The organism is Paenibacillus sp. YSY-4.3, from assembly GCF_054767475.1.
In genome coordinates this window covers 56,853-81,634 of record NZ_BAABMC010000003.1, presented here as the reverse complement: position 1 = coordinate 81,634, position 24,782 = coordinate 56,853, and the positions used below count along the sequence as shown (strand labels likewise).

The following is a 24,782-nucleotide window of genomic DNA, read 5'->3' as shown; positions in this document are numbered from 1 at the left end:
ATTTTTCCCCCCGCGACTTACGCCCGCTTTTACGCCCGCGCATCTGCTCCTCTGGTCAAGCACCGATTTCCGTTTCGAGCCGGAATTCCCGTTAATCCCCGGGCTGGGGCTTACTAGTTTACAAAATTAAGCATCATCGACGGAATTTATTACGGAAACAGCCATCAGAAAAAATAATATAACTGTATATATTTTACAAAAATGGTTTAACATCCTTTGTGTGAAGGTAACCAAGTAAGATAAAAGATGAGGAGGAGGACAGAAACAAATGAACGAAATGAACCGGGTCAATCATGATCAACCATACTATTCTGTGAATAAGAAGAAGCTTGGACGGGGAAAGCGGGGCAGGGCCATATTTTTAGTTGTCTTGATGTTTGCGCTCATGCTCACGAACACGATAATTCCGGCCGGAAGGGCGGCGGCGGCGAGTGATTTGGATTTGGCTTACCGCTGGGCGCCGGTGCACATTCAGGATACGGATAGCAGCGATTATGACGCAGATTATCTGACGGCCATCGATTTTGATGGCGATTGGAACACCTCGAACAATTGGGAGAACCAATCCGTTGATCCCGGCCGCCTCAAAGGTACAGCCTATTATTCGATCGTGGAAACTTCGACTCACTGGTTTATCTTATACGCCTTTTATCATCCCCGCGATTGGACGGATTTTCCCTTCTTTGGCCTCGATGAGCATGAGAATGATTTGGAGGGCGTTCTGACGGTTGTTCGCAAAGATGGCACGGAGTATGGCCGGCTGGAGGCAATGGTAACGGTATTCCACAAGGATTTCTACTCGTTCAAGCCTAGCGATAGCGCGTACACGAACGGCCAGGAGACGATAGACGGGACGGTTCGCTATCTCAGCTATGACGGGATGAATCATCCGGTAACGTTCCAGGAAGCTAAAGGTCATGGGATCAAGGCATGGGACGGAACCAGCTATGCGAATACCGATGTGATCTATTATTATCCGAGCAGAGATGTTGCCGGCGTGCCAAAGGGAGGCAATGATCGCGATGTAAAATATAAGCTCGTAGATATATTTGCGCCTAATGGGATGTGGGATCACAGGTTTGATCCGCAAACCTTCTCCAGCTGGGGGGCGTTCAACGGCAATAACGGCACGGGCGGCGCTAATGCTCCCTGGGCCTGGGATGACAAGGACGACGGCGGTCAGTTGAAAGGCGGAGAATTAGCCACCGACCCGGCTAAGCTCATCTCGATTTATTTCGGCAACATCGGCAGCTTTAGTAGAGAATATGTTCGCAATCCCTATAATTCTTAGCCCCAAGCACCGAAAGGTGCTTTTTTTATATGAAATTAGAATTATATTTCTATATTTGTCATAAAATTGACAAATATAGTATTTTAATTTAATATGAAATAAATCCATAATATTCCATCTATCAAATGGATACCTCGTATGTATCTCCTTAATGAACGTACCAGTATTCTATTCTTTATTATCTAATCTCTGTCATCAATTCCTGAACCGCAACCTCAAGGAAATCGACATTTCTCTTCAGGACTTGATAATAAAAGCTTGAAGAAAGGAGGACGCCGTTTCTTGTCAAGCGCGGGAACCAGCAAATCTATGTTTGAAAGAGGTGGTTTAAGAAATTAGTAGCGTAGTAGAGTCGGACGTGATGCAATCCTATCCTATCCAAATTTAAAGGAGGAAGATGAAATGACAGCCGAGGTTATGATAGATCGTAAATATTCCAAAGTTAAAATGTTCCTGGTCGCTGCGGGAACGATGCTCGTTATGCTGGCCTGTTCCACGCTATTTGCTGATAGCGCTTCCGCGCACGGACATGTGGTCGATAGCCGTGCTGATTTATGCGCGAAGGGAGAGAACGTGAACTGCGGCAGAATTATTTATGAGCCTTTCAGTATTGAAGGACGAGGGGATTTCCCTGAGTTCGGCGTACCTGACGGGCAAATTGCTAGTGGCGGTAAATTCCTTGAGCTGGACGAGCAGACATCCACGCGCTGGAAGAAAGTGAATATGACGGGCGGGGAGCATACGTTCCATTGGAAAATCGTGGCGAACCACAGCACGAATACTTGGGATTATTATATTACCAAGAAAGGCTGGGATCCGAACAAGCCGCTTAAGCGCTCGGATCTGGAGCTGTTCTGCAGATACATCGACGATGGAGCGATTCCGCCGGACGATGTCTACAATGATTGCTTCATTCCGAACGACCGCCAAGGCTATTACGTAATTGTCGCTGTCTGGGATATCGCGGATACGCCAAACGCCTTCTATCAAGTCATGGACGTGAATTTGAGCATCAATCCAAATGCGCCGACGACTCCACAGCCAGGATTCCCTGGCGATCCGAATCGTTTCGGCGAATATTTGGTCTGGAATGCGATCCGAATCTACAATACGGGTGACGTCGTGTCCCATAACGGACAGTTCTGGGAAGCGCTGTGGTGGACGCAAGGCCAAGAGCCAGGCACTACAGGACAATATGGGCCATGGAAGCTGCTTGGTAACACGCCACCTCAGTGAGTCTCATTAAGATAAGCACAAAACCGGTATAAGTTGTTATATCCTTCTTCAAGAAGGTGTCCAGGTCTAGAAGACATGGGCGCCTTCTTTTTCTTTGGTTGTAGTACATAATAATGAGGACTCGCGGGAATATTTTAACAATAACTCGGATTAGTTCTGACTACTTTATTGAAAAGAAGGGGATGGCATGGAAATCAACCAACAGTCTGAAGCCTATAAGCCTGGAGATATCGTCTATGTCTTTTACCGCAACCCGCATACGCAGGATGTGGCCCATATTCAGCAGGCCGCGGTCGTGAATAACCCGGATAACCCGCAGGAGTTAGCCATGTTCCTATACGAAACCTACTACCCGCTCACTCAGGAAATGGCCGTGTATGCCACGGAAGAGGAGGCGGAGCAGGCCTATCAATACTATTTCGGGACTGCTTCGGAAGGGAGCTTCGAATGATCAAGCCATTTACGCCGAAGCTCGTCTACTTCGAACCGGATGCCTTGGAATATCCGCTCGGTAAAGAGCTGTATGATAAATTCGCTAATATGGACGTCGAAATCCGCTATACGACTTCGCATAATCAGGTCAGGAACCTGCCGGGAGACAATGATTTTCAAAGATATCGGGTGGCGAAGTCTACGCTAGTCGTGGGCATCCGCAAAACACTGAAGTTTGACACGTCCAAGCCCTCGGCGGAGTACGCAATCCCCTTTGCTACAGGCTGTATGGGACACTGCCATTACTGTTATTTGCAGACGACGATGGGCAGCAAGCCCTATATCCGCACCTATGTCAATGTGGAAGAGATTTTGGAGGCTGCGGATAAATATATGGAGGAGCGTGCGCCTGAACCGACCCGATTTGAGGCCTCCTGTACCTCCGATATCGTTGGCATCGATCATCTGACACATACGCTCAAGCGGGCCATTGAGCATTTCGGCCAATCCGAATACGGCAAATTGAGGTTCGTTACAAAGTTTCATCACGTTGATCACTTGCTTGATGCGAAGCATAACGGCAAAACGCGCTTTCGCTTCAGCGTTAATGCCGACTATGTCATCAACAATTTTGAACCCGGAACATCGCCTTTAGCGCAAAGAATCGAGGCGGCTGGCAAAGTGGCAAGAGCCGGGTACCCGCTGGGCTTTATCGTAGCTCCGATCTATTTGCATGAAGGTTGGGAAGAAGGCTACTACCACATGTTTGAGCGTCTGGATGCCGAATTGCCGGAGGATGCAAGGGAGGATATTACGTTCGAATTCATTCAGCATCGATTTACGAAGCCGGCGAAGCGGATTATTGAGAAAAATTACCCGATGACCAAACTGGAATTGGACGAGCATAAGCGAAGATATAAATGGGGTAAATACGGCATTGGCAAGTATATTTATCCTAAAGAAGAGGAAGCGGATTTGAAAACTCATCTTCAAGGCTACATGGAGAAATTTTTTCCAAAGGCAAAGCTAGAATATTTCACTTAATAACGTAAAGCCCTCCGGCCATGGAATATGGATTTGGAAGGCTTTTTGCTATGAGGCAATCCTCACTTGGAAAAAATAGTAGGCATAGCAGGACCGTTGGATTACAATAGATAGTATGGTATTTAATTACAATAAAGCATCAAATTTGAAGGAGGTAATTCATGAAATGTACTACAGGACTGTAATCCACGGTACGCACGCCCATGAGCAGTCACCCGAGAATACACCGGATCTTCATGGGTTCGTCATGATGGGAACGGAGGAGCTTTTTCTCGACCATTTACCTATGTTTCATATGGAAAACCACAGATATCAAGTCATCCTCAAGGCAAGTCTTCCTCCCGATGCCATGAATACCTACGTCCAAGCAAGCCGGCAAAACCCTGACAAAGCCTTTATTCTTGGAAACGTGCAAACGAATTTATTTACCTTGGCGCAGATCGGGCTGGGCCAGATCACTTCATTTGCTGCCGATGTGTTCTGCGGCGTGCCGCAAGACCCGGCCAAGGACATCCCTGTGATTCATAATGTTACCGTTGCCATTGAAAGAGTCGTCCATTTCCGGCACTTTGCCGAAAATATTGATTACCCCAAAAGCTTAACCTATATTCTATTTGGGCAAGGCAAGAATGCATACATTTCCCAATATCTTTCGATCGCTCCAGACTTCCATCATATTATGGAACTCGCCGAGGCACCGGACTGGCTTCATCCTGAGCTGCTGGAAATCGGCAGCCTGATCAATTTCCCTCACATCCCGGGCAGTACTCCCTTTGCAGAAAATCCTCTGACTGTTCCGGAATATCATGTGCAATTCCAGGGACAATCTCCGCTGTATGCCATCCGTATGGGCAAGAGCATTTGGTTTGATGATGAAGAGATTAACCACGGCATGTAACCATATTCGAGAATGGAGTGAAGCACGCATGGGTAAAAAGACGAAGCTCAGCGCAAAGCTCTTTGCCGAACAATTAGAGCAGCATTTGGAATCGCAGAACGAGCAAGAGAGATTGGATTTGGCAGGACCAGGCAGTTCCGCTCTGGAAAGCTGGTTTATCGGCCCGAAGGCCGAAAACGAGGAATTATTTAGTGATCTGATCCAGCAGGCCGTGAAGCAGATTTGCAACGACCGCCGCGAATATTTTCCAGATGACCCGCTTTATATAACGGACGAGATCAAAAACTCGCCTGCATACAAAAATAGTGTTGACGTACTGACCGAGAACTATAGCAAGCTGCTGGAGCAACTGAGCGGGTCGGTCCCTTTTTACAGCTACCGTTATCAGGCTCATATGAACTGGGATTTAACGATGCCAGGGCTGCTCGGATATTTTGCGGCCATGCTGTATAACCAGAACAATGTAGCTGCGGAATCCTCACCCGTAACGACCGTGCTGGAAATGCTGACGGGGGATGATCTATGCGAGATGCTCGGGTACACGATTCCTTCCGACGAAGAAGTAGAGCAGGGGGCAATCAGGCCATGGAGTCATATTACTTGCGACGGCTCGGTGGCCAATTTGGAGGCGATGTGGGCGGCGAGAAATTTGAAATATTATGTCATTTCCGCCGCTGAGGCGTTGAAGAACGAGGAGGAGTTGGCACCGGCGCGCCAGATTTCCATTCCCTTGCTGAGCGGTCAGAGCGGGGTGGTGACCGAGCTAGATACATGGACGCTATTAAATCTTAAAATGGACGATGTACTCGCGCTGCCGGACCGAATCGCGCAGGTGTTGAGCCAGGGAACGGGCAGGGATGAGGCAGAGACCGTCAACCAGGCTTTGAGCAAATATACACTGCAAACGCTGGGCTTTGAAGAATTCTCGCGCAAATATTTAAATGATGTGATGGAACCAGCGGCCATCCTCGTTACATCCACGATGCACTATTCCTGGCCGAAATCTGCGGCAGTGCTCGGCATGGGGGCCAGCAGCATTATTCCTGTGCCTGTCAATATGGATGCTCGCATGGAAATCAGCGAGCTGCGCAAACGGCTTGATCAATGCCTAGCGATCAAGCAGCCTGTGCTGATGACCGTCTGCGTCATCGGCAGTACCGAAGAGAGTGCCGTTGACCCGATTGCAGACGTGATCAAATTGCGAGAGGAATACCGCGAGCGGGGGCTGGAATTTGTCATCCACGCGGACGCCGCTTGGGGAGGCTACTTCGCGTCGATCCTAAGGGACGATACTTACAAAACCTTGCTAATGGCAGGAAAGCGGCCCTATACGCCAGCCATGACGATGAATGAATACGTCACCGCGCAGTACGAAGCATTGAAGGACGCGGATTCTATTACGATTGACCCGCATAAGGCAGGATATATTCCTTACCCGGCAGGCGGTTTATGTTATCGCAATTCATCGATGCGCGATGTAGTCAGTTTTCAGGCTCCGGTCGTTTATCACGGGGGCATCGATCCGACAGTCGGTATTTACGGGATCGAAGGGTCGAAGCCGGGTGCGGCAGCTGCCGGTGTCTACCTCAGCCACCGGGTCATTCGCACCGATCAGAGCGGGTACGGCAAGCTGCTCGGCAAAACACTGTTTAACAGCAAACGCTTATATGCTGCCATTTTAACGATGACGCGCGAGGATGATCCCTTTATCGTAGTTCCGTTCCACCGGATCCCGGCGGAGCGGGAGGGAGCAACGGAGGAGGAAATTAAGGAACAGTTGGCCTACATTAAGGAATTTATCGTGGATAAAACGAATGACGAAATTATCAAAAACGAGCAAACGATGGAGCTGTTCCGCCAGCTTGGCTCCGATCAGTCTATCGTACCGTATACCTTCAATCTAAAGACGGCAGACGGCTTGAACTCGGATCTTGCTCTCGTGAACCGGCTTAACCTCGAAATCTTTAAAATGCTCAGCTTGTCTCCGGACAGACATGAAGTCAGTAATACACCGATGTTCATAACGCAGTCGGCATTTGATCCCAACACGTACGGCCATGGTTTCGTGGATGCTTATAAGCAGCGGTTAGGATTAAACGGCGGAGACGATGAACCGGTCAATTTCCTGCTGTCTACGACAATGAGTCCGTTCCTGACCGACACGGCGGAAGGCAATTTCATTCCAGTTTTGATTGAAGCTTTGCGTGAGACAGTGTTTAAGGCGATTGAGAATATCAAAGTAAATCCATAGTTTATGAACATCCAAGGAGGTGTTTAAGTCATGGCAAAGCCAACATTGTCGCCTTGCGGCAGCTGGAAGTCTCCCATCACAGCACAGGATATCGCTCAGAGCCGAATTTCCTTCCAAGAGATTCTTGTCGATCAAGATACGATTTATTGGGTCGAATCCAGACCGACGGAGCAGGGGCGATATGTGATCGTCAGGGCGGATGAGGACGGAAATATGTCCGACGTTACTCTGCCGGGATACAGTGCTCGAACGCTGGTTAACTCGTACGGGGGCGGGTCTTTTACACTCTCGGGCGGGACGGTCTACTTCTCTAATTTCGTTGCCAGCTCAGGAGAGACGCCCTATGCTAAATATCATGATCAGCGGCTGTTCCGCCAGAAGGAGGGAAGTACCCCTGAGGCGCTAACGGATACGCTGTCAGTCTGTTATGCCGACGGCGTCTACGATCAGCAGCGGGGCCGCTTGATCAGCGTCCGGGAGGACGGGCAGCTAACCCTCCACGGACAAGGAATGCAATCACTCGTATCGATCGATCCGGTGAACGGCCAGCAAGAAATGCTGGCCTACGGGAACGATTTCTACGCGGCTCCGCGCTTATCCCCCGATGGCAAACGCTTGTGTTGGCTTACATGGAACTACCCGAGTATGCCGTGGGATGGAAGTGAGCTCTGGGTGGCCGATGTACACGGTGATGGCACGCTAAGCAATGCGAAGCAAATTGCGGGCGGAACCGAGGAAGCGATTTTTCAGCCTGAATGGTCGCCGCAGGGGGAGCTGTTCTTCATCTCGGATCGCACGAATTGGTGGAATCTTTACCGTTGGGACGGCGATAAGGCGGTCACTGTCTACCAGAAAGCGGCGGATTTCGGTGCGCCTCAATGGACTTTGCGCATGGCTCAGTACGATTTCGTCCCAGATGGCCGGATCATCTGCTCTTATGTAGAACAAGGAGCCTGGAGGCTTGCTGTCATTGACCTGCACAGCAATAAGTTTACGGACATTCCGTCGCGATACACGGAAATCAGTCATTTGCGCGCGGGGACGAATTTCGTTGCTTTTTTGGGAGGGGCCCATGATTCACCTCTCTCCGTCGTCAAGCTCTCGCTGGATACGATGCAGGAGACGGTGATTAAATCCTCTTTGACGAATTATGAGAAGTTACTTCCTTATGTCTCAAAGCCTGAGCCGATCACCTTTGTGACGAGCGGGAATGAGTCGGCATATGCCTTCTACTATCCGCCGCATCATCCTGATTTTGGCATCCCAGAGCAAGAGAAGCCTCCGCTAATAATTAAGAGTCATGGCGGGCCTACGTCGGCAGCCTCAACTGCACTTGACTTGGAGATACAATATTTCACGAGCCGCGGCTTCGCCGTCGTCGATGTGAATTATCGGGGAAGCTCGGGTTACGGGCGTAATTATCGGCTGTCCTTATATGGCAATTGGGGCATTTACGATAAAGAGGATTGCATCAGCGCTGCTAAGTTCCTGGAGCAGAGGGGAGGGATCGACGGCGAGCGCATCTTGGCCCGCGGTGGCAGCGCAGGCGGATTTACGACGCTGTGCTTGCTGGCTTTCTCGACGATTTGCCGGGCGGGAGCCAGCTACTATGGCGTCTCCGATTTGGAGAAAATCGTGGTGAACAGCGATAAGCTGGAAGCACAGTATCCGTTTAAGCTGATCGGGCCATATCCCGAACAAGCGGATCTGTACCGGGAACGTTCGCCAGCATACCATGCTGAGCGAATTACGAATCCGGCCATCTTTTTTCAAGGCCTCGAGGATCCCATCGTCCCGCCGGAGCAAACGGAAGGGATCGTGGCGTCCTTGAATCAGCGCGGAGTTCCCGTGGCGGCCTTCTACTACCCTCATGAGCAGCATGGCTTTCGCATAGCGGCAAACATTAAAAAGTCACTTGAAGCGGAGCTGTATTTTTACTCGCAAATATTAGGCTTCACGCCTGCAGACCCGCTTGAGCCGTTTCCGATCAACAATTTAAAATAACGTCATGTGATCCTTCTCATAGCGCAGCCCCTCTTATTTTGTTATCCCTTCTATAGGAGGTGGATTGCGCATGAAAGTTAGTTATCCATTATCAGAAACGGCCGATTTGAAGGAAATCAAAGAATCTCTCAAACCCTTTGGCGGACGCTGTGCCAAAATCGTCGAAGGAACCCTGGAGTACCAAATCAAAGAAGAGCAAGAGAGCGCAGCTTACGAGGCTTTGAAGGATAAGGGGTATATCGCTTAAGTGCTCAGAAGCATAGGCGCATAGGAGTTAAGAATGATCGAAGTGTAGTTGCATTGAACAAGGGGCTGTCCCCTCAGTCATCATAGATGACCGCGGGGCGCCCCTTTTTTTAGCTCAACTTAAATAAAGCTGTCGTGCACTAAGCAGTCGAACACTAAATGGAATTCATGTATCTAATTATGCTCTAAACGAATACTTCGGAGGATTAGATGGATTTTATGCACATAAAATCAAGAATCCAGCCTATGATGGCCATCCACCATCTTCTAACGACATGAAATACATTTAAATCTACTTTTCTTTCTTTGCTGCCGAAACTAACTACTATAAATCCACTTATATCAGTTGAACAGTTAAAATGGATACTTAAATGATTCTTGATTCAGAGACATATATTCTCTTTCACCATATGACCCGTGTTATTGATGAGAGGATAGAAACGATCCCAGATAAGAGGTAGGCAGTTACTTTCTCAATACTGGAATCCATATTTCACTCTTATACGCCTGAGATGTAACGTCCTTACTCTCGTTCCACAATATTTCCGGGCCCGGCGCGAGCTCATAGCTTGAGGAGGGGAACCACTCCGAATATATACGTCCCCACACATTTTGAAGCGTATCTGGAAACGGTCCGACCGCTTCGAACACCGCCCATGTCGAGGCCGGGACTGGAAGTTGTGCCAGATGATCTGGACATGCCCGGGTTGTCGCAACGCCAATGTAGTGATCCAGCTCGCCTCTTTCCTCCATCCTGCCTTCCGAGAAGTTCGCCGAGGCGCTGATCAGCCCGTTAGGTTCAATATCGGACATAGCTTTCAACTGCCCGATTAATTCGGCATCCAGGCTTTCCCACATCGAAGCTATTTCCGGATTGACGCCTTCAAACACGATTGGGACGCGTTTCATCAAGCCGACAATGCTGAAAGCATCCTTATTTACTATACGGTAGTTCATTTCGCTTCCTCCTTGAATGGATAGTTGGAAGGTCATACGCGGGTATGCTTTAAGAGAATGTCCGCTCAGCCTCGCTTCAGACGGCGTGATGCCATGCAGGCTCTGAAAAGCACGGGCAAAAGCATCCGGTGAGCTGTAACCGTATTTCATCGCCACATCGATCACCTTCGCTTCGCCGTCTCGAAGCTCGAAAGCTGCGGAAGTAAGCCGTCTGCGGCGGACGTATTCCGATAACGGAACGCCTGCGAGGAAGGAAAACATGCGCTTGAAATGATATTCCGAGCAGGCCGCTCGCATTGCGACTTCTTTAAAGTCGATATCTTCGGCCAGATGCTCTTCAATGTACTGCATTGCGTCATTCATACTTTTAAGCAAATCCATGGGATGACCTCCTTGATCCATACGTTAGCAGATAAGTGATATGGCTTTCCCGACATTTCGTGCACGGACTTTGCAGGGTTATTTGAGGTGCGTGTAATCTTCCAGCAGTCTTTGGATGACGGCATAGCGGGGATTCTGCTCGGAGATCAGGCAGCCGAAGGAGAGATCGGAGATGATTAGATTGTCGCTTAAATGTACGGGAATGATGCGGCCGCTCTCCACGTAAGGATCATCATTTAAGCTGTAGCCGGATAACAAGCTGATGGCAAGACCCTCGGCAACCGTCTTCTTGATGACTTCTGAATTGGAACTGTAAAAAAGGATGTTCAAGGGGCCGTATTTCTCGGCAAAAGAATGACTGAAGTTTTCCCAAAATTGGCTGGCATACATAACGATCGGGTAATCCGCCAAATCCTGAAGCTTAAGCGAGCTCTGGAACGCAAAAGGCGAATCTTTGGGGACGATCACTTTAATATCCGCGTCATAGTCCAGTTTCTTGAAGAGGATATGTTCGGGCAATGACTGTTGCTGTGATTTCGAGATTGTGATATAGCCAATATCCACCGTGTGCTGTTTGATGCGGGGGATAATTTTCTTGCTCTCCATTTCGAGGATCGTTACTTTCAGCAGCGGAAAATCCTTATTAAACCGGGACAGAATCTGCGGCAAAAAAGTCATGAGACTCGAGATCGCGGCGATCTTTAATTCTCCGGTATAGGAGGAGGTGATTGTTTGGGCATCCTCTTTGATGCGCTGCATCGTATCGACGATGATTAATGCTTTATTGATAATGCTTCGTCCCTCCTCCGTAGGGGTGGTGCCTGATCTGGATCTTTGGAATAACCGAAGACCCAGTTCCTGCTCCAGCGCAGCAATCGACTGGCTGACGGCAGACTGGGATACGTGAAGCTGCTCTGCGGCAACGGAGATCGATTTGGCGTGTACAATGGCTTTGATGTATTCCATTTGTTCAAGGTTCATAAATCAGAAATCTCCCTTGTATTAGTTAAGCTTATGTTAACATTAAAAACAATAATTTTACATCACTTGCGATTATATTTATATTATTTATTATGATTATCGTAAGGAGATGTAAAAGTGGCATTCAAAAAACAAAATGATGGATTTTCTTTTATTATTTTGGCCGTATTTTTAGGGAACTTTCTGGCCTTTGTGAATTCGGGCACTGTAAATATCGCCCTTCCTTCGATCATGAAGGATTTGCATACGAATATAAATTCCGTCCAATGGATCGTCACGGGTTTTATGCTGGCGATCGGCACGATTGCTCCCGTAGTTGGGTTTCTAGGGGCCAAGGCGGGGTACAAAAGACTATATGTCGCGGGATTGATCGGTTTGACGATTTCTTCCGCGCTCTGCGGCATCTCTTGGAATATTGGATCGCTGATCGCGTTCCGGGTGATTCAAGGCATCTGCGCAGGAATGATCCAAATCTCCACGATGACGATTATTTATCAATCCGTATCGAAGGAAAAGCAGTCGATGGCCATCAGTCTCTGGACGGTATCGGTCATGGTCGCTCCGGCCATTGGGCCTACTCTGGGCGGTTTGATCACCAACGCATGGGGATGGAAGGCCTTATTTTATGCCAATGTGCCTGTAGGCATCATAGCCATCCTGTGCGCTGTGCTTTGCCTGCCTAACCGCAAGGGCTCCGCTAGCGTTTCCCTCGATGCCTGGGGACTGGTCACCGTCGTGGTTGGAAATGTCTCCCTGTTGATGTATTTCACCAAAGGGAGCGATTGGGGCTGGTTCTCGGCTCCGGCCATCGCTTTATTGCTATTAGGCCTTGCAGGCATTGCGGCCTTTATTTGGAGGGAATTAACCGCGAAGGAGCCGCTGCTGAATATCCGCGTATTTCAATATCCGAAATATGCGATGGGTACCTTCTTGAATTGCCTCATTTCAGTAGGACTGTACTCCAGTGTATTTCTCATTCCTTTATTTCTGGAGGAGGCCCAGGGAGCTTCATCCTTCACCAGCGGACTGATCATGCTTCCAGGGGCGATCATCATGATTCTGGTGACGATGGCGACGGGCAAGCTGTACGGCAAATTCGACCCGGTATGGTTCGTAGTGGCCGGCGTATTGCTGCTCTGCATCGCTTCCTGGGAATTCAGCCGACTCACGATGCAATCCTCCATCGGATACGTGATGGTCTGGATGATCCTGCGTTATATCGGGGTAGGCCTTGCGACTTCCCCGGTGACGAATATATCCATGAGCCATATTCCGGCAGAGCATGTCGGTTCGGCGACATCGATCTCGAACTGGTTGCGCCAAGCTGTTGCGGCGCTCGCGATTGCGATCTTCAGCTCAATTCTCGCGGTCAGAACGGGAGCGCATCTTACAGAATTAAGCGGAGAGAAAGTCGGCGAGACTTTGAAACAGGCCGCTTTTCTCTACGGCTCGAACGATACGTTCCTTGCGGCAACCGCTGTTCTTATTTTTGCCGTACCGCTGTCACTCTTATTAAAAAAAAGAAAAGCGAATGCTTAAAGCATAAATACCCTCACACCTTGTATATAAGGCGAGTGAGGGCCTTTTTTTGTGTAAAAACCAATTTGAGGAAAATAATCATGAAAAATACAAATTTTACTGCATACAATCTGTTTATAGAGATAAAAGCTATTTTGGAGAGGAGAAGGATCAGGAATGAAGTTATTGTTCTTCATGATGCCGTATCATGGCCATATTAATCCGACATTATCTGTGGCAGAGGAGCTTGTGCGCCGCGGCGAGCAGGTTGTGTATTACACGACAGAGGAGTTTGCGGGAAAAGTGGAGGGCATCGGTGCCGAGCTTCGCCTCGTTGGCCGGGAATTCGGTTTCTTCATGGAGGAGCCAGATAAGCAGCCTTTGGCGGCTTCGCTGCGAAATGCAGATTTTTATGTAGACAATCTGAACCGTCATGTAGCTCTAGCCTCCGAACTGCTGGAACAGGTGCAAAAGGAGAAGGCGGACGGTGTCATATGTGATCCAATGTGCCTGTGGGGACGCACTGTGGCGGAGCGGCTTAAACTGCCGCGGGCGCTGTTCTTCTCAGGGATTGCCGTAACGGCTGACTCTCCTGTATTCAACTATTTTTCCCAGTTGTTTGACGGAGATATTCCCGAAATCATCACGAATATGTTCCTGAAGCGCGAGCCGCTCATGCTCGCACCGATCCCGAGGCAGTTCCAGCCAGATTCAGCGTATTTAGGAGAAGGCTTTGAATTTATTGGCCCGTCCATCGTGGACAGGGGGACGGATCAGGACTTTCCGATCGAAGAGATCGCCGGATATCCCACGATATACATTTCTCTTGGCAGCATTATTAACAATCCTCAATTTTATGATATTTGCTTGGAAGCATTTGCGGGCAGCCGCTGGAAAGTAGTTATGGTCTCCAAGACACGGCCACAGCAGGTTCCTGATAATTTCTTAATCTATCCGTTCGTCCCTCAAGTGAAAATATTGCAGCATGCCGCTCTGTTCATCTCTCATGGCGGGATGAATTCGGTGATGGAGTCGCTGTGGTATGGCGTTCCCCTCCTGATGGTGCCGCAAAGCTCCGATCAACCGCTAGTAGCCGCCCGGGCCGAGGAGCTTAACTTAGGCAAAAAACAGGACTTCGAGACACTGACGCCAGGCCTGCTGCGAGCAAAGGCAGAGGAAATCCTCGCTGCTCCTGCAATTCGCGAGGGCGTGCGCTCCATGCAGTCGATTCTGCACCATGGCGGTGGAAGCCAGCGGGGTGCGGATGTGATCCAGCAGTATTTTGCTGCTCAGGGGCGGCAGGAGCAGTTGTTGGATTCAGTGACTGAGCAAAGTTAACAAGCCCGTAAGGGCTTGTTTTTATGTTGAGGGTAGCTTTTAAGGAATAGATGGCGGCTTCAATAGGGCAGTTGGTCTTTTCTTTGCCCTTGGTACTAATCTGCGCTATATTTAAAAATACCGACATAGTACGCTTCGATTGTTATAAACACGGACATACATTACAGAGCATAGGAGCAAACTAAACGGGGAATCATCCTTAGCCTGGATCGGCTAGAATACGATAACTAACGTGAAAAGTGGAGATACGATGACAGAGAAAAAAACAATCGCAGAAGCAGGATGGAATTTGGATAACAGTTACGCTCGGCTTCCTGAAATATTTTATACTTTGCAAAAACCGGTGCCGGTGCGCGAACCAAAGCTGGCCGTGCTTAATGAGACGCTTGCGGCAGCCCTTGGCTTGAATGCCCAAATGCTGCAAGGCAGCGAAGGCGCGGCTGTGTTCGCTGGCAATGAGATTCCTGAAGGAGCTTTGCCGCTTGCTCAGGCTTATGCCGGGCATCAATTCGGGTATTTCACCATGCTGGGCGACGGCCGGGCCGTGCTGATCGGCGAACAGATCACGCCGGAAGGGCAGCGGGTGGATATTCAGCTGAAAGGTTCGGGACGAACGCCGTATTCCCGCGGTGGAGACGGCCGTGCGGTGCTTGGGCCGATGCTGCGCGAATATATTATTAGCGAAGCGATGCATGCGCTTGGTATCCCGACGACACGCAGCCTCGCGGTGGTCACGACGGGGCAGCCCGTCATGCGCGAGTCGGAGCAGACCGGCGCAATATTGACCCGCATCGCGGCCAGCCATTTACGTGTTGGCACGTTTCAATTTGCCGCGCAGCGTGGAGAGGGCGAAGAGCTTCGGGCATTGGCGGATTACGCGATAGAGAGGCATTATCCCGAAACGGAAGAGGATACGGCAGGCGGGAACCGCTATCTGGCTCTGCTGCGCCAGGTCATTCGCCGCCAGGCCGAGCTGATCGCGAAATGGCAGCTGGTCGGTTTCATTCACGGGGTGATGAATACAGACAACATGACGATCAGCGGAGAGACGATTGACTATGGGCCTTGCGCCTTCATGGATACTTACGATCCGGCGACCGTCTTCAGCTCCATTGATAGTCAGGGCCGTTATGCCTATGGCAACCAGCCTTATATCGGCGCATGGAACCTCGCCAGATTAGCTGAAGCGCTGCTTCCCCTGCTGCATGAAGATGAGGAGCAAGCTCTTAAGCTGGCGGAAGAGGCGATTGCTGGTTTCACGGAACAGTTCCATGGCCACTGGCTGGGGGGGATGAGGGCGAAGCTTGGGCTGTTTCATGCGGAGCCGGAGGATGAAACGCTCATTAAAGAGCTTCTTAAGCTGATGCACAAGCACCGTGAGGACTACACGAATACGTTTCGGGCTTTAACCTTTGGGCAATGGCAGGGGATGTCCTTGGCCGAGGACGCGGAATTCGAGCCGTGGCTTCAGCGGTGGCAGGCGAGATTAGGCAGGCAGGAGGAAACGCAGGAAGCTTCACATCAGCTGATGCGAAACAGCAATCCTGCAGTCATCCCGCGCAATCATCGGGTAGAAGAGGCGCTTGAAGCGGCAGAGACAGAAGGGGATTACAGCGTGATGGAGCGGTTGCTTGGCGCGCTCGCGAATCCTTATGCGCACACGGAAGAGCAGGCAGAATATTGTACGCTGCCGGAACCATCTCATCGTCCATATCGGACGTATTGCGGCACGTGAGAACCATACAGTTCGTTCGTAACGCAGATAATGAAGTGAATATAGAAAGAAGCAGGGGACTGCGGAAAGGGGCTTGATCGCAAGCCCTTTTTTGCGTTGCATCGTTTATATTTGATCTTCTGCATTCGAAGGGCGGTATGCTAAACTTAAAATAATTCATTTCTCAAATTAGGAGCAGTTTATGCGTACATATTGGGCTTGGTTGGTTTTATTAGGCGCAGCTTGGGTTTGCGCCCTTTTGCAAGTATCTTCGAACACGGCGATGTTCGCTCCAAGATTGATGGGTAGCGCCTTTTTCTTTGCGGCTTATTTCATATCTCCGCTTCTGCGGGCGAAACCGCTCCTGCTAATGATCAATCTGAGCGCTGCCTCGATCGTGGCGAGTGCCGTATTCTGGCCAGAGTTTTCGGGTACGGCTAATCCTTACACGATCCTAGTGTTCTCTCTGCTCGCCGGAAAAGCTGTTTTTAGACTGCCGCAGGCACATGCCTGGATCGTAGGCATCATCATTGTTCTAAGCGCCATTGCTCCTAGAGCGGCGCAATATCCATCCTTGCCTCCCGTCTATCTCGCTTTGTATGCGGCCATGCTCGCGGCTGGGCTGATTGTCTTTCGCATAAGCTGGAAGCGGGGAGAAGAGGCGGAGGCGCGAAACGAAGCCTTGCTAAGCGAGTACCGCAAACTGAAGCGGCGCGTTGCATCCGATGAGGAACTGGCCCGGCAGGAAGAGCGCGCGCAGATTGGCCGGGAAATTCATGATTCGGTCGGCCATAAGCTGACAGCTCTGCTGATGCAGCTCGAAGTATTCCGCATGCAGGCTGAGGGCGAGACCCAGGTGCAGGCCCGACAGCTGAAGGAGCTAGCGCGGGAGAGTCTAGAGGAGACGAGAAGCGCTGTCAAGGCTCTGAAGAGGAGTGAGCCTGGCGGATTGCCGGCGATCATGAGGCTGATCCGCAAGCTGGAGGCGGAGAGCCTAATCAAAATACATTTTACCGTCAAGCATGGGGCGATGTCCGCGCCGTTAACGAATGAGCAGTCGATTGCGGTATTTCGAGCCGTACAGGAAGCTCTGACGAATATTATGAAGCACAGCAGGTCCCGGGAGGCCGAGGTCACCTTTGAAGCGCCCGGGGGAAGCGTTTTCCGCTTTGAGATTGCGAACCCCGGCGCTCCAATCGACCATTTTCGTGAAGGCTTTGGCCTGCAATCGATGCGGGAGCGGATCGAGAGCCATCAAGGCCGGCTGGAGATCCTCCAGCACCATGACCGTTTTATTGTGAGCGGCGTACTGCCGCTAAACTTATATATGACCCGAGGAGAGACGACTGGATGATCAGAATATTACTGGCCGAGGATCAGGCGATGGTTCGCCAAGGCTTAAAAATGATGATAGAGACAGATGAACAGCTTCGTGTCACGGGGGAAGCCGCCAACGGACGGGAGGCGGTTGATTTGAACGAAGGGCATTTGTTCGATTTGGTGATTCTAGATATCCAGATGCCGGTTATGGACGGTCTCGAGGCGGCGCGAATTATTCGCAGCAGATGGCCTGAGCGGAAGGTACTGATGCTCACTACGTTCAACGATGATGAGTATGCGCTGGACGCGCTGAAAAGCGGTGCGAGCGGATACCTGCTCAAGGACGCCGAGCCCGAAGCTTTGATTCGCTCTATTCACAGCTGCATGACTGGAGGATTATCTTTGCAGGACGACGTGGCGGCCAAGGTGATTCCACGGCTGCTCCGCCGAACTGAAGAGGAGGAAGAGCGTTCCATCGATCCTGCCATCACGCCGCGAGAGCTGGATATTCTCAAGCTTGTCGGCGAAGGACGCAGTAATCGGGAAATTTCCGAGGAACTGGGGCTGTCCGTCGGAACGGTGAAAAATCACATGAGCCAGCTGATGGATAAGCTGGAACTGCGCGATAGGACTCAGCTTGCTATTTATGCGATCCGGCATAATGTCGTATAGAAATAATGAAGAATAAAAGTGTATTTTTTACATATATGACTGCAGTCATGGGTAGAGCGTGAATTGATGACGATGGACAGTGTGAGCACTGTCTTTTTGTTTGTATACTGAGCCATAAGTTAAGGATTTGCATACGGAATTGCGGAATTGAAGGAGGCAGGGGAAATGATTGAAGCCTTGGAGCTTAGAAAGACATTCAAAGGGAAAACCGCTGTAGACGAGGTAAGCTTCTATTTGGACGAGGGAGAATCCGTTGGCCTGCTAGGACCGAATGGCGCGGGGAAATCGACGACGATTTCCATGATTTCTTCTCTATTAAAACCGAATGCGGGAGATGTGAGACTGAACGGAACTAGCGTCATCGGCAAGCCGCAGCTTATTCGCCAGGTGCTTGGTGTCGTGCCGCAGGAAATCGCGCTTTATCAGGAGCTGAGCGCTTATGAGAACTTGAGATTTTTCGGTGGTCTGTACCGCCTGAAGGGCAAACAGCTGGAGACGAAAATCCAGGAGCTGCTGGAGATCGTCGGGCTGCGCGATCGGCAGAAGGAGCTGATTAAGACATATTCCGGCGGAATGAAAAGACGGATCAATATCGCCGCAGCCCTGCTGCACGATCCGAAGATCGTAATCATGGATGAGCCGACGGTGGGCATTGATCCGCAATCCCGGAACCACATCCTGGAGACCGTCAGATTATTGAATCGCGAGAGAGGAACGACGGTTTTATACACGAGCCATTACATTGAAGAAGTCGAGCAGCTGTGCAGCCGGATTTACATCATGGATCATGGCCGGATTATCGCCTCAGGGACAAAGGAAGAGCTGCGACGGATTTTGTCTGGGGAGGACACGCTGCTGCTGCAGCTTGATAAGTCAAGCAAAGAGCTGGTTCAGGAGCTGCGATTGCTTCCGCCGATCCGGCAGGTCGATGAGACGGAGAACGGACTCAAGCTGATTGCCGCCAAGCAAAGCAATCTGTTGTCCCAGGTCGTCCAAGCGGCCGAACGGCATCATGTCCAAATTACTAGCATACATGTACAGACGCCAAGCTTGGAGGATGTCTTCCTCCATCTGACCGGGCGGACGTTAAGAGACTAGGGGGGAGCTTAAAGTGATCCCATTTTTGAAGAAGGATTTACTTGTATTTTGGAGGAATAGGAAAGAGCTGACGATTTCGCTTGTCATGCCGCTCATTCTGATTGCTGTGTTAGGCTTCGCTTTGCCGGGCTGGATTGAGAATCCGGCGAAATCACTCGAGATGAAGGTTGCTCTCGTGAACCTGGATGATGAAGCAGCCGCTGTACAGCAAATTCAGAGCGAGCTGGGCCTTGGTCCGGATACGGAGTGGATGTCGCCCATTCAAGCTTTAACCGGGCTGCTCCAATCCGAAGAGGTAGGTAGTCTCGTTCAAGTGCAGCAGCTTAGCAGCGAGGAGGCACTCGGGCAGCTTGAGGAGGAGAAGATCGAGGCAATCATCACCATTCCGGATGGATTTACGTTGGCGGCATTTCATAAAATGCTGCTGAACGAAGGTGAAGGGACCGCGCTTCAAGTGACGGCCAGAGAAGCTTCGCTCCAGATCGATGTGCTCAGGGAATTGATTACAGGACTTATGCATTCAATGAATTTCCAATCTGCATTGCAGCATGTGGGGGGCGAGAAATTGGCTGCCGCAGCTTCAGCGGATTTGGTCGAAGTGGGCGGTTTGGGCGGCCGTGAGGTCATACCCGGAGCCGAGACAGTGACCTCGTTTCAATATTTTGCTTTGGCGATCAGCATCGTGTTTGCTTTGATGTTATCCACTGCAGCATCCACGAAAGCCATGGCAGAGAAAAGGGAGCATACCCTGCAGCGCATTCTGCTTACAGGCTCGCATCCGGTGAAGTATTTATCAGGGAAAATGGGCTCAACCTTCTGCTTATCTATGCTTCAGCTTGCAGTAATTTTACTGGTGTCGCATTTAGCTTTGGGCATATTCCCGGGGCGTTCGCTGCATTTTTGGCTAGGCATGTTCTGTGTACTGGTTCTTTTCTCACTATGTGTGGGCGCGCTGGCTGCCCTGTTCACTGCCCTAGTGTTTCGGCAAAAAGACTCCGTGGCGAGCGGCCTTTCTTTTCTTGTCATTCTAATAGCAGGGACGATTGGCGGCAGCTTCGCGCCGATCTACGTGCTGCCGGGGTGGCTAAAAGCCGCAGGAGAATGGACGCCGAACGGGCTGTCTCTGGCAGTGCTTCTGGAATGGCTGCAGACGGAAACGAACACAAGCCTGACTCTGCCGCTGATTAAGCTTGCCACTTTTGCTTTGGCTGCAGTCGGCTTGGCCATTTGGCTGTTTCCGAGAAGGGGGCGTATCTGATGAATCCGATATTTTTGGCGCAATGGATGAAGGAGAAGCGTTCTCCGATCATGGTTCTCGCATTCTGCGGTCTGAGCATACTTGCTACGCTGCTGTTTGGGTTTGGCATGGACAATAAAATCAAAATCGGCGTTTTTCCGGCGCATGGCGTAGAGTCCTCCACAACAAAGCAGTGGATTGAACTCTTAAATGAAGGCGATGCGATTGAATTTTTCCTGCAGGACGAACAAGGGGCGCGTTCCGACGTGCGCGGGGGCCGGGCCGACGCGGCGCTTCAAGTGACAGAGAACGACTATCGGTTGATCGCGTCCATTGAGAACCCGAATGTAGAGATCGTGGAACGGCATGTACACAGCGTATTTATGGAAGAGCTTCAATTGCGGGCAGCAATGGAACGTGTTGAAGATGCGAAAGGCTTCCGGGAGGAGGTCGAACGCTATATGGAGCAGCCGCCGATCACCGTGCAGCTTAGAGCAACCGACGGAAGTGAACTGGTCCAGTACGACATGGGCCTGCAGCTGCTGTTTACGTTTACGTTATTTCTCGCGGCCTTTACGGTTGGCTTCAAGGTCAACGCCATTACGATGGAGAAAGCATCCGGTATCTGGAGCCGCATGATATTATCACCGATCCGCAAGTCGGAGATGTACCTTGGACATTTGCTCTACAGCATGTTGATCGGTTTTGTGCAAATTTTAGTCGTTCTGCTGCTGTTCCGTTATGTTATTGGATTCAATATAGGGAACCATTTTGGAATGCTGATCTTGGTCGTGGCGCTGTACACTTTGACCATCGTGGCCTTTTGTATGCTGCTCGCCGGAATTGTACGGACTCCCGAGCAATTTAACATGGTGTTTCCATCTCTAATTCCAATCATGCCCCTCATCAGCGGCGGCTACATGCCGCCGGGGACGATCACGAATCCATTCCTGCTGGGAATATCCGAAATATTCCCCTTGAAGCACGCTTTGAATGCTTTGACGGGAATTGCGATTTACGATAAAGGTTGGCTGGACATATTTCCGTCGATGGCTAAGCTGTGCATCATAGCCGTGGTCTGCATGGGGATCGGCATTAATTTGATGGAGCGGCGCAGGGGTTAACTCATGTAAGTGTAATAAATTTGATGGGATTTTTTGAGCGCAAGATAATGTGGAGTTTTACGTGCAAAACAAAAAGGGGTCTTGTTAAGTGAAGTAATCAGCCGTAAGCATATTAACCTATCTGAAATTTAAACAGAAAGGGTTATTTATCAGTACATGAACCCTAAGCTGATATAATTTGGATACAATATGACCACAAGTTGAACACCATGTGAAGGATTTTCGTAGTAGTTATAAACATGGGAAAAACGGGAATGATACGCACAGTTGCATGAGTGCGGCGATGAACCGGGATGAGTGGAGACATGGCCGGCAAACGTAATAAACTGAGGCACTCGATATGTGCCGAAGCAGCCGAGGAAGTGCAAAGGCTGTATATGGGGGTCATAGACCGGGATGAAGCAGTTCTGCAGCAAACAGTGGTGTGTAAAGCAGGAAAGTCCTTCCTGATATCGAATTGATGTTGGAAGGCGGTGTTTGATATGGATTGGCGTGATGAAATCAAGGGTATTGTTGATGATTATTTCGAGCTAAAGACAAGACTATCTTCAACACTAAGGAAGGTTTCATTAGAGCTGAAAGCTTCTCCTTTTGGAATCTCTTCATCAAATGAGCTTGTGGAGCTTAGCCATCTTACTTGGAAAGTGACCTTAAACTTGATTACGGTCCGTGGCTAGTAACGCATAAAGGTGACCGTACTTGCCACTTCTCGCCGATCGGCATTATACACGGCAGCACGTTGGTGTACAGATGATCAGACGCCCCGGCCGTTACCATGACCTTCGACGGCAGCCGGTCATGTAGTGTGGGCAACTTGGTCGGGCATCCGCGACGACGGGCTGCGAGCCTGGGAGTGTACGATCTTCCGAAACGAATCGCTACACCTCAGCAACGATATGATTTGTGCATCTGTCACCGCAACAATATGCAAGTGGGGACAACCGCCGCCAGACGGCATAATCACATACGTCGATCAATCGAAAGTCCGAAGTACTAATCCGGGCTTTTGTTTTTTGTAGGCGAGTTTTCAGCGAATCGGCCGAAGCAAGCGCCGGGGGCGGCCTTTGCTTCAACACAAACATCCTCATCGATAAATGTAAAATAAAAAAAGAGCCAACTTTATGGCTCATTCATTTTATTATATTTATTTAAAACCGAGTAGGGGCAAAAACTTCCCCTACTCGGGCGAATTCAACTTGATTTTTCAGAGTTGAACCACACGACAATCTTTACACCCATTACGAAAATTTCGAGGTGAACGGATCGTTTCATGTGAGTCTCTCCTTTTTATTTTTGTGACCATAATCATTAATTCCCTAAGGTTACCGTTTTATACATCGAGGGATAGCAGGGCATTAAGGCAGCTCTTTTCCCGCGTCGACGTCAAGGTTCAGTTAGGAATTTGGAACAACTATACAATTACTTCTTAAGTAGAGTCTCATCAATCAAATTTATGATAATTGTGTACACGAAATTTTTATTTGCGTTTTTTACATTCGAAAATTGCATATAAGTCATAAGTGTAAGCATTATGAAAGTAACCACTGCGAAAAATATCTTGTCTACTATAGATGTTAAGGAAAGAGTGCTAAGCATGAATATGATAATAGAAACAAGCATGGCAATTATTGCTAAATGATTTGAAGTGAAAGGAGAGCCAGCCAATTTACTTTGGTAGAGGATTTTTATGTTTATTAATTCCTCATCTCCTATTTCGTCCTTGATAAGCATCAAATGGGTTCGAGCAAAACTAACATCGTGTGGGGTTGGGGATTTCTTCTTTTTTGACATTAAATATTTTTCGATTTCCTTTACTCGCTCCTGACTCATAATTGACCTCCCTATATTTAATAGTTTTATCGGCATTTTAGAAGAATTATTAACTCTCTACGGAGGTGGTGATGATGTAATGGCAAGGCAACGAGACCCAAGGCGGACGAAGCGTTTGAGATATGGAAAGCAAGCGAGAGCAAGATTGATCTTGTAGACATAGCCGATATTAACTCGGCATTTCGGCTGGGACCGCCCCAGGGTGGAAGTCCAAGGACAAATGGGAGGCGAAGTTAAACAAAACGCTCCAATGGAAAATACGGAACGTTCCAAAGCAAGAGGCGCGCCCAAAGGAAACAGGATCGCAGTTGGCAACTGTGGGGGGTTCCTAATGCTTGAGGCTTCATTCTGATTATTCACTTTAAAAACGAAGCAGACATGACTATGTAATATGCAAGAATGATTTGGAGTCGTAGGGCCATTCTTCAAGGTGTACAACGACGTATTCCTTCATAAGATTCAAGGTTCCAAAATGTATAGCAAGCCACGGCTTAAACTTAAGCTCAAGGATGCTGCGGGATTCCGTCGCAACAATTTAGGTATAGATGATGCTGCTGTACGCCAAAAAAAGGTGGGACAATCAATCTCAATGGACACGAGTTATTGCCCCTGCTATTGGTGTTCTCATTAGGTCTAATGCCGATTTCGATTGCCCGTTGGTGGCCGGGATGTTGTTGAACGTATACCTCGTATATTTGGTGTTAGACTGCTCCCCATATCGGCGGTCAGTTTGGCAGCTGGGAATATCATTATTGCCATTTACGATAAAGGTTGGCTGGATATTTTCCCGTCGATGGCCAAATTATGCATCATTGCCGTGGTTTGTATGGGGATCGGCATAAATTAGATGGAGCGGCGCAGAGGTTAACTCATGTAATTGTGAACATAACCAATGGTGATGTCATGTTTCTTTTAGGAGAGATTGCTGGAATAATAGAGTTTTTCAGCGAAACACAATCAATAATTTGTGGTCTATAATATTTATGGGAAATAATGGGTCGTGTTGGTTGGAAAATGAAAAAGAGGAGATACTTATGAAGAAATTTGCGGTGTTGATGTGGATCATCGTGTGTTTACTAACTGCTTGTCAGAAGTCCACTCAGTTATCTGGAAGCCAGACAGAACAATCGAATTGAAGCCTCGTCATTCAAAAGTAAGGTTGTTTCAGAGAACATTGACATTAAGCCAGCATTTATTGATGGTATTTTTA

The 24,782-nt window shown here is 49.3% G+C and carries 21 protein-coding genes; 18 read left to right on the top strand and 3 right to left on the bottom strand.

From position 1 onward, the window contains the following. Positions 1-268 precede the first annotated feature (268 nt). From ACYUJT_RS11100 to ACYUJT_RS11065, 8 genes are all read left to right on the top strand, one after another. Entirely contained in the window at positions 269-1,291 is a 1,023-nt protein-coding gene (locus ACYUJT_RS11100; protein ID WP_460321792.1) for an NPP1 family protein, read from the top strand. 402 nt (positions 1,292-1,693) lie between these two features. Next, complete coding sequence (locus tag ACYUJT_RS11095; RefSeq protein WP_460321790.1) at positions 1,694-2,527, top strand: lytic polysaccharide monooxygenase; 834 nt, start codon at positions 1,694-1,696, stop codon at positions 2,525-2,527. A 187-nt stretch (positions 2,528-2,714) separates the two neighbouring features. Beyond that, entirely contained in the window at positions 2,715-2,978 is a 264-nt protein-coding gene (locus tag ACYUJT_RS11090; protein ID WP_460321787.1) for a transcriptional regulator SplA domain-containing protein, read from the top strand. Next, complete coding sequence (gene splB / locus ACYUJT_RS11085) at positions 2,975-4,003, top strand: spore photoproduct lyase (protein WP_460321785.1); 1,029 nt, start codon at positions 2,975-2,977, stop codon at positions 4,001-4,003. Before ACYUJT_RS11090 ends, splB begins: the two co-directional genes overlap by 4 nt. A 166-nt stretch (positions 4,004-4,169) precedes the next feature. Continuing rightward, complete coding sequence (locus ACYUJT_RS11080; protein WP_460321782.1) at positions 4,170-4,901, top strand: hypothetical protein; 732 nt, start codon at positions 4,170-4,172, stop codon at positions 4,899-4,901. A 28-nt stretch (positions 4,902-4,929) separates the two neighbouring features. Continuing rightward, positions 4,930-7,152, top strand: a complete 2,223-nt coding sequence (locus ACYUJT_RS11075) for a pyridoxal phosphate-dependent decarboxylase family protein (RefSeq protein ID WP_460321780.1) — start codon at positions 4,930-4,932, stop codon at positions 7,150-7,152. Positions 7,153-7,182: 30 nt separating this feature from the next. Then, complete coding sequence (locus tag ACYUJT_RS11070) at positions 7,183-9,156, top strand: S9 family peptidase (RefSeq protein WP_460321778.1); 1,974 nt, start codon at positions 7,183-7,185, stop codon at positions 9,154-9,156. 70 nt (positions 9,157-9,226) lie between these two features. Then, the gene (locus ACYUJT_RS11065; protein ID WP_460321775.1) at positions 9,227-9,403 is read left to right on the top strand and encodes a hypothetical protein; all 177 of its coding nucleotides are present in this window, start codon (positions 9,227-9,229) and stop codon (positions 9,401-9,403) included. 464 nt (positions 9,404-9,867) lie between these two features. On the opposite strand, the gene ACYUJT_RS11060 is transcribed toward ACYUJT_RS11065, so the two are convergent. Together ACYUJT_RS11060 and ACYUJT_RS11055 are read right to left on the bottom strand one after the other, a co-directional pair. Further along, positions 9,868-10,740 (bottom strand): AraC family transcriptional regulator, encoded by an 873-nt coding sequence (locus ACYUJT_RS11060; RefSeq protein WP_460321773.1) that lies wholly within the window; start codon positions 10,738-10,740, stop codon positions 9,868-9,870. Positions 10,741-10,818: 78 nt separating this feature from the next. Continuing rightward, a complete protein-coding gene (locus tag ACYUJT_RS11055; protein ID WP_460321770.1) occupies positions 10,819-11,721 on the bottom strand; it encodes a LysR family transcriptional regulator in 903 nt (300 codons plus the stop codon). A 117-nt stretch (positions 11,722-11,838) separates the two neighbouring features. Between ACYUJT_RS11055 and ACYUJT_RS11050 the strand changes: the two genes are divergently transcribed. From ACYUJT_RS11050 to ACYUJT_RS11005, 10 genes are all read left to right on the top strand, one after another. Continuing rightward, on the top strand, positions 11,839-13,260 hold the full coding sequence (locus ACYUJT_RS11050) for an MDR family MFS transporter (protein WP_460321767.1): 1,422 nt from the start codon (positions 11,839-11,841) through the stop codon (positions 13,258-13,260). A 156-nt stretch (positions 13,261-13,416) separates the two neighbouring features. Further along, on the top strand, positions 13,417-14,577 hold the full coding sequence (locus ACYUJT_RS11045) for a nucleotide disphospho-sugar-binding domain-containing protein (RefSeq protein ID WP_460321765.1): 1,161 nt from the start codon (positions 13,417-13,419) through the stop codon (positions 14,575-14,577). Positions 14,578-14,827: 250 nt separating this feature from the next. Next, complete coding sequence (locus ACYUJT_RS11040) at positions 14,828-16,312, top strand: protein adenylyltransferase SelO (RefSeq protein WP_460321762.1); 1,485 nt, start codon at positions 14,828-14,830, stop codon at positions 16,310-16,312. A gap of 181 nt (positions 16,313-16,493) precedes the next feature. After that, on the top strand, positions 16,494-17,645 hold the full coding sequence (locus ACYUJT_RS11035; protein ID WP_460321760.1) for a sensor histidine kinase: 1,152 nt from the start codon (positions 16,494-16,496) through the stop codon (positions 17,643-17,645). Next, on the top strand, positions 17,642-18,283 hold the full coding sequence (locus ACYUJT_RS11030) for a response regulator (RefSeq protein WP_460321757.1): 642 nt from the start codon (positions 17,642-17,644) through the stop codon (positions 18,281-18,283). Before ACYUJT_RS11035 ends, ACYUJT_RS11030 begins: the two co-directional genes overlap by 4 nt. Before the next feature lie 165 nt (positions 18,284-18,448). Further along, positions 18,449-19,381 carry an ABC transporter ATP-binding protein gene (locus ACYUJT_RS11025; protein WP_460321754.1) on the top strand — a complete coding sequence of 311 codons (933 nt, stop codon included), beginning with the start codon at positions 18,449-18,451 and terminating at the stop codon, positions 19,379-19,381. Between the two features lie 13 nt (positions 19,382-19,394). Further along, positions 19,395-20,639 (top strand): ABC transporter permease, encoded by a 1,245-nt coding sequence (locus ACYUJT_RS11020; protein ID WP_460321752.1) that lies wholly within the window; start codon positions 19,395-19,397, stop codon positions 20,637-20,639. Next, positions 20,639-21,742, top strand: a complete 1,104-nt coding sequence (locus tag ACYUJT_RS11015; protein WP_460321749.1) for an ABC transporter permease — start codon at positions 20,639-20,641, stop codon at positions 21,740-21,742. The genes ACYUJT_RS11020 and ACYUJT_RS11015 overlap by 1 nt, the downstream gene beginning before the upstream one ends. Positions 21,743-22,035: 293 nt before the next feature. Further along, positions 22,036-22,203, top strand: coding sequence for a hypothetical protein (locus tag ACYUJT_RS11010; protein ID WP_460321747.1), 168 nt, complete (start codon positions 22,036-22,038; stop codon positions 22,201-22,203). A gap of 21 nt (positions 22,204-22,224) precedes the next feature. Further along, complete coding sequence (locus ACYUJT_RS11005) at positions 22,225-22,419, top strand: hypothetical protein (RefSeq protein WP_460321744.1); 195 nt, start codon at positions 22,225-22,227, stop codon at positions 22,417-22,419. A 742-nt stretch (positions 22,420-23,161) separates the two neighbouring features. Here the strand turns inward: ACYUJT_RS11005 and ACYUJT_RS11000 are convergent. Then, positions 23,162-23,572: a hypothetical protein gene (locus tag ACYUJT_RS11000; RefSeq protein WP_460321741.1), complete on the bottom strand. Its 411-nt coding sequence runs from the start codon at positions 23,570-23,572 to the stop codon at positions 23,162-23,164. Positions 23,573-24,782 lie beyond the last annotated feature (1,210 nt).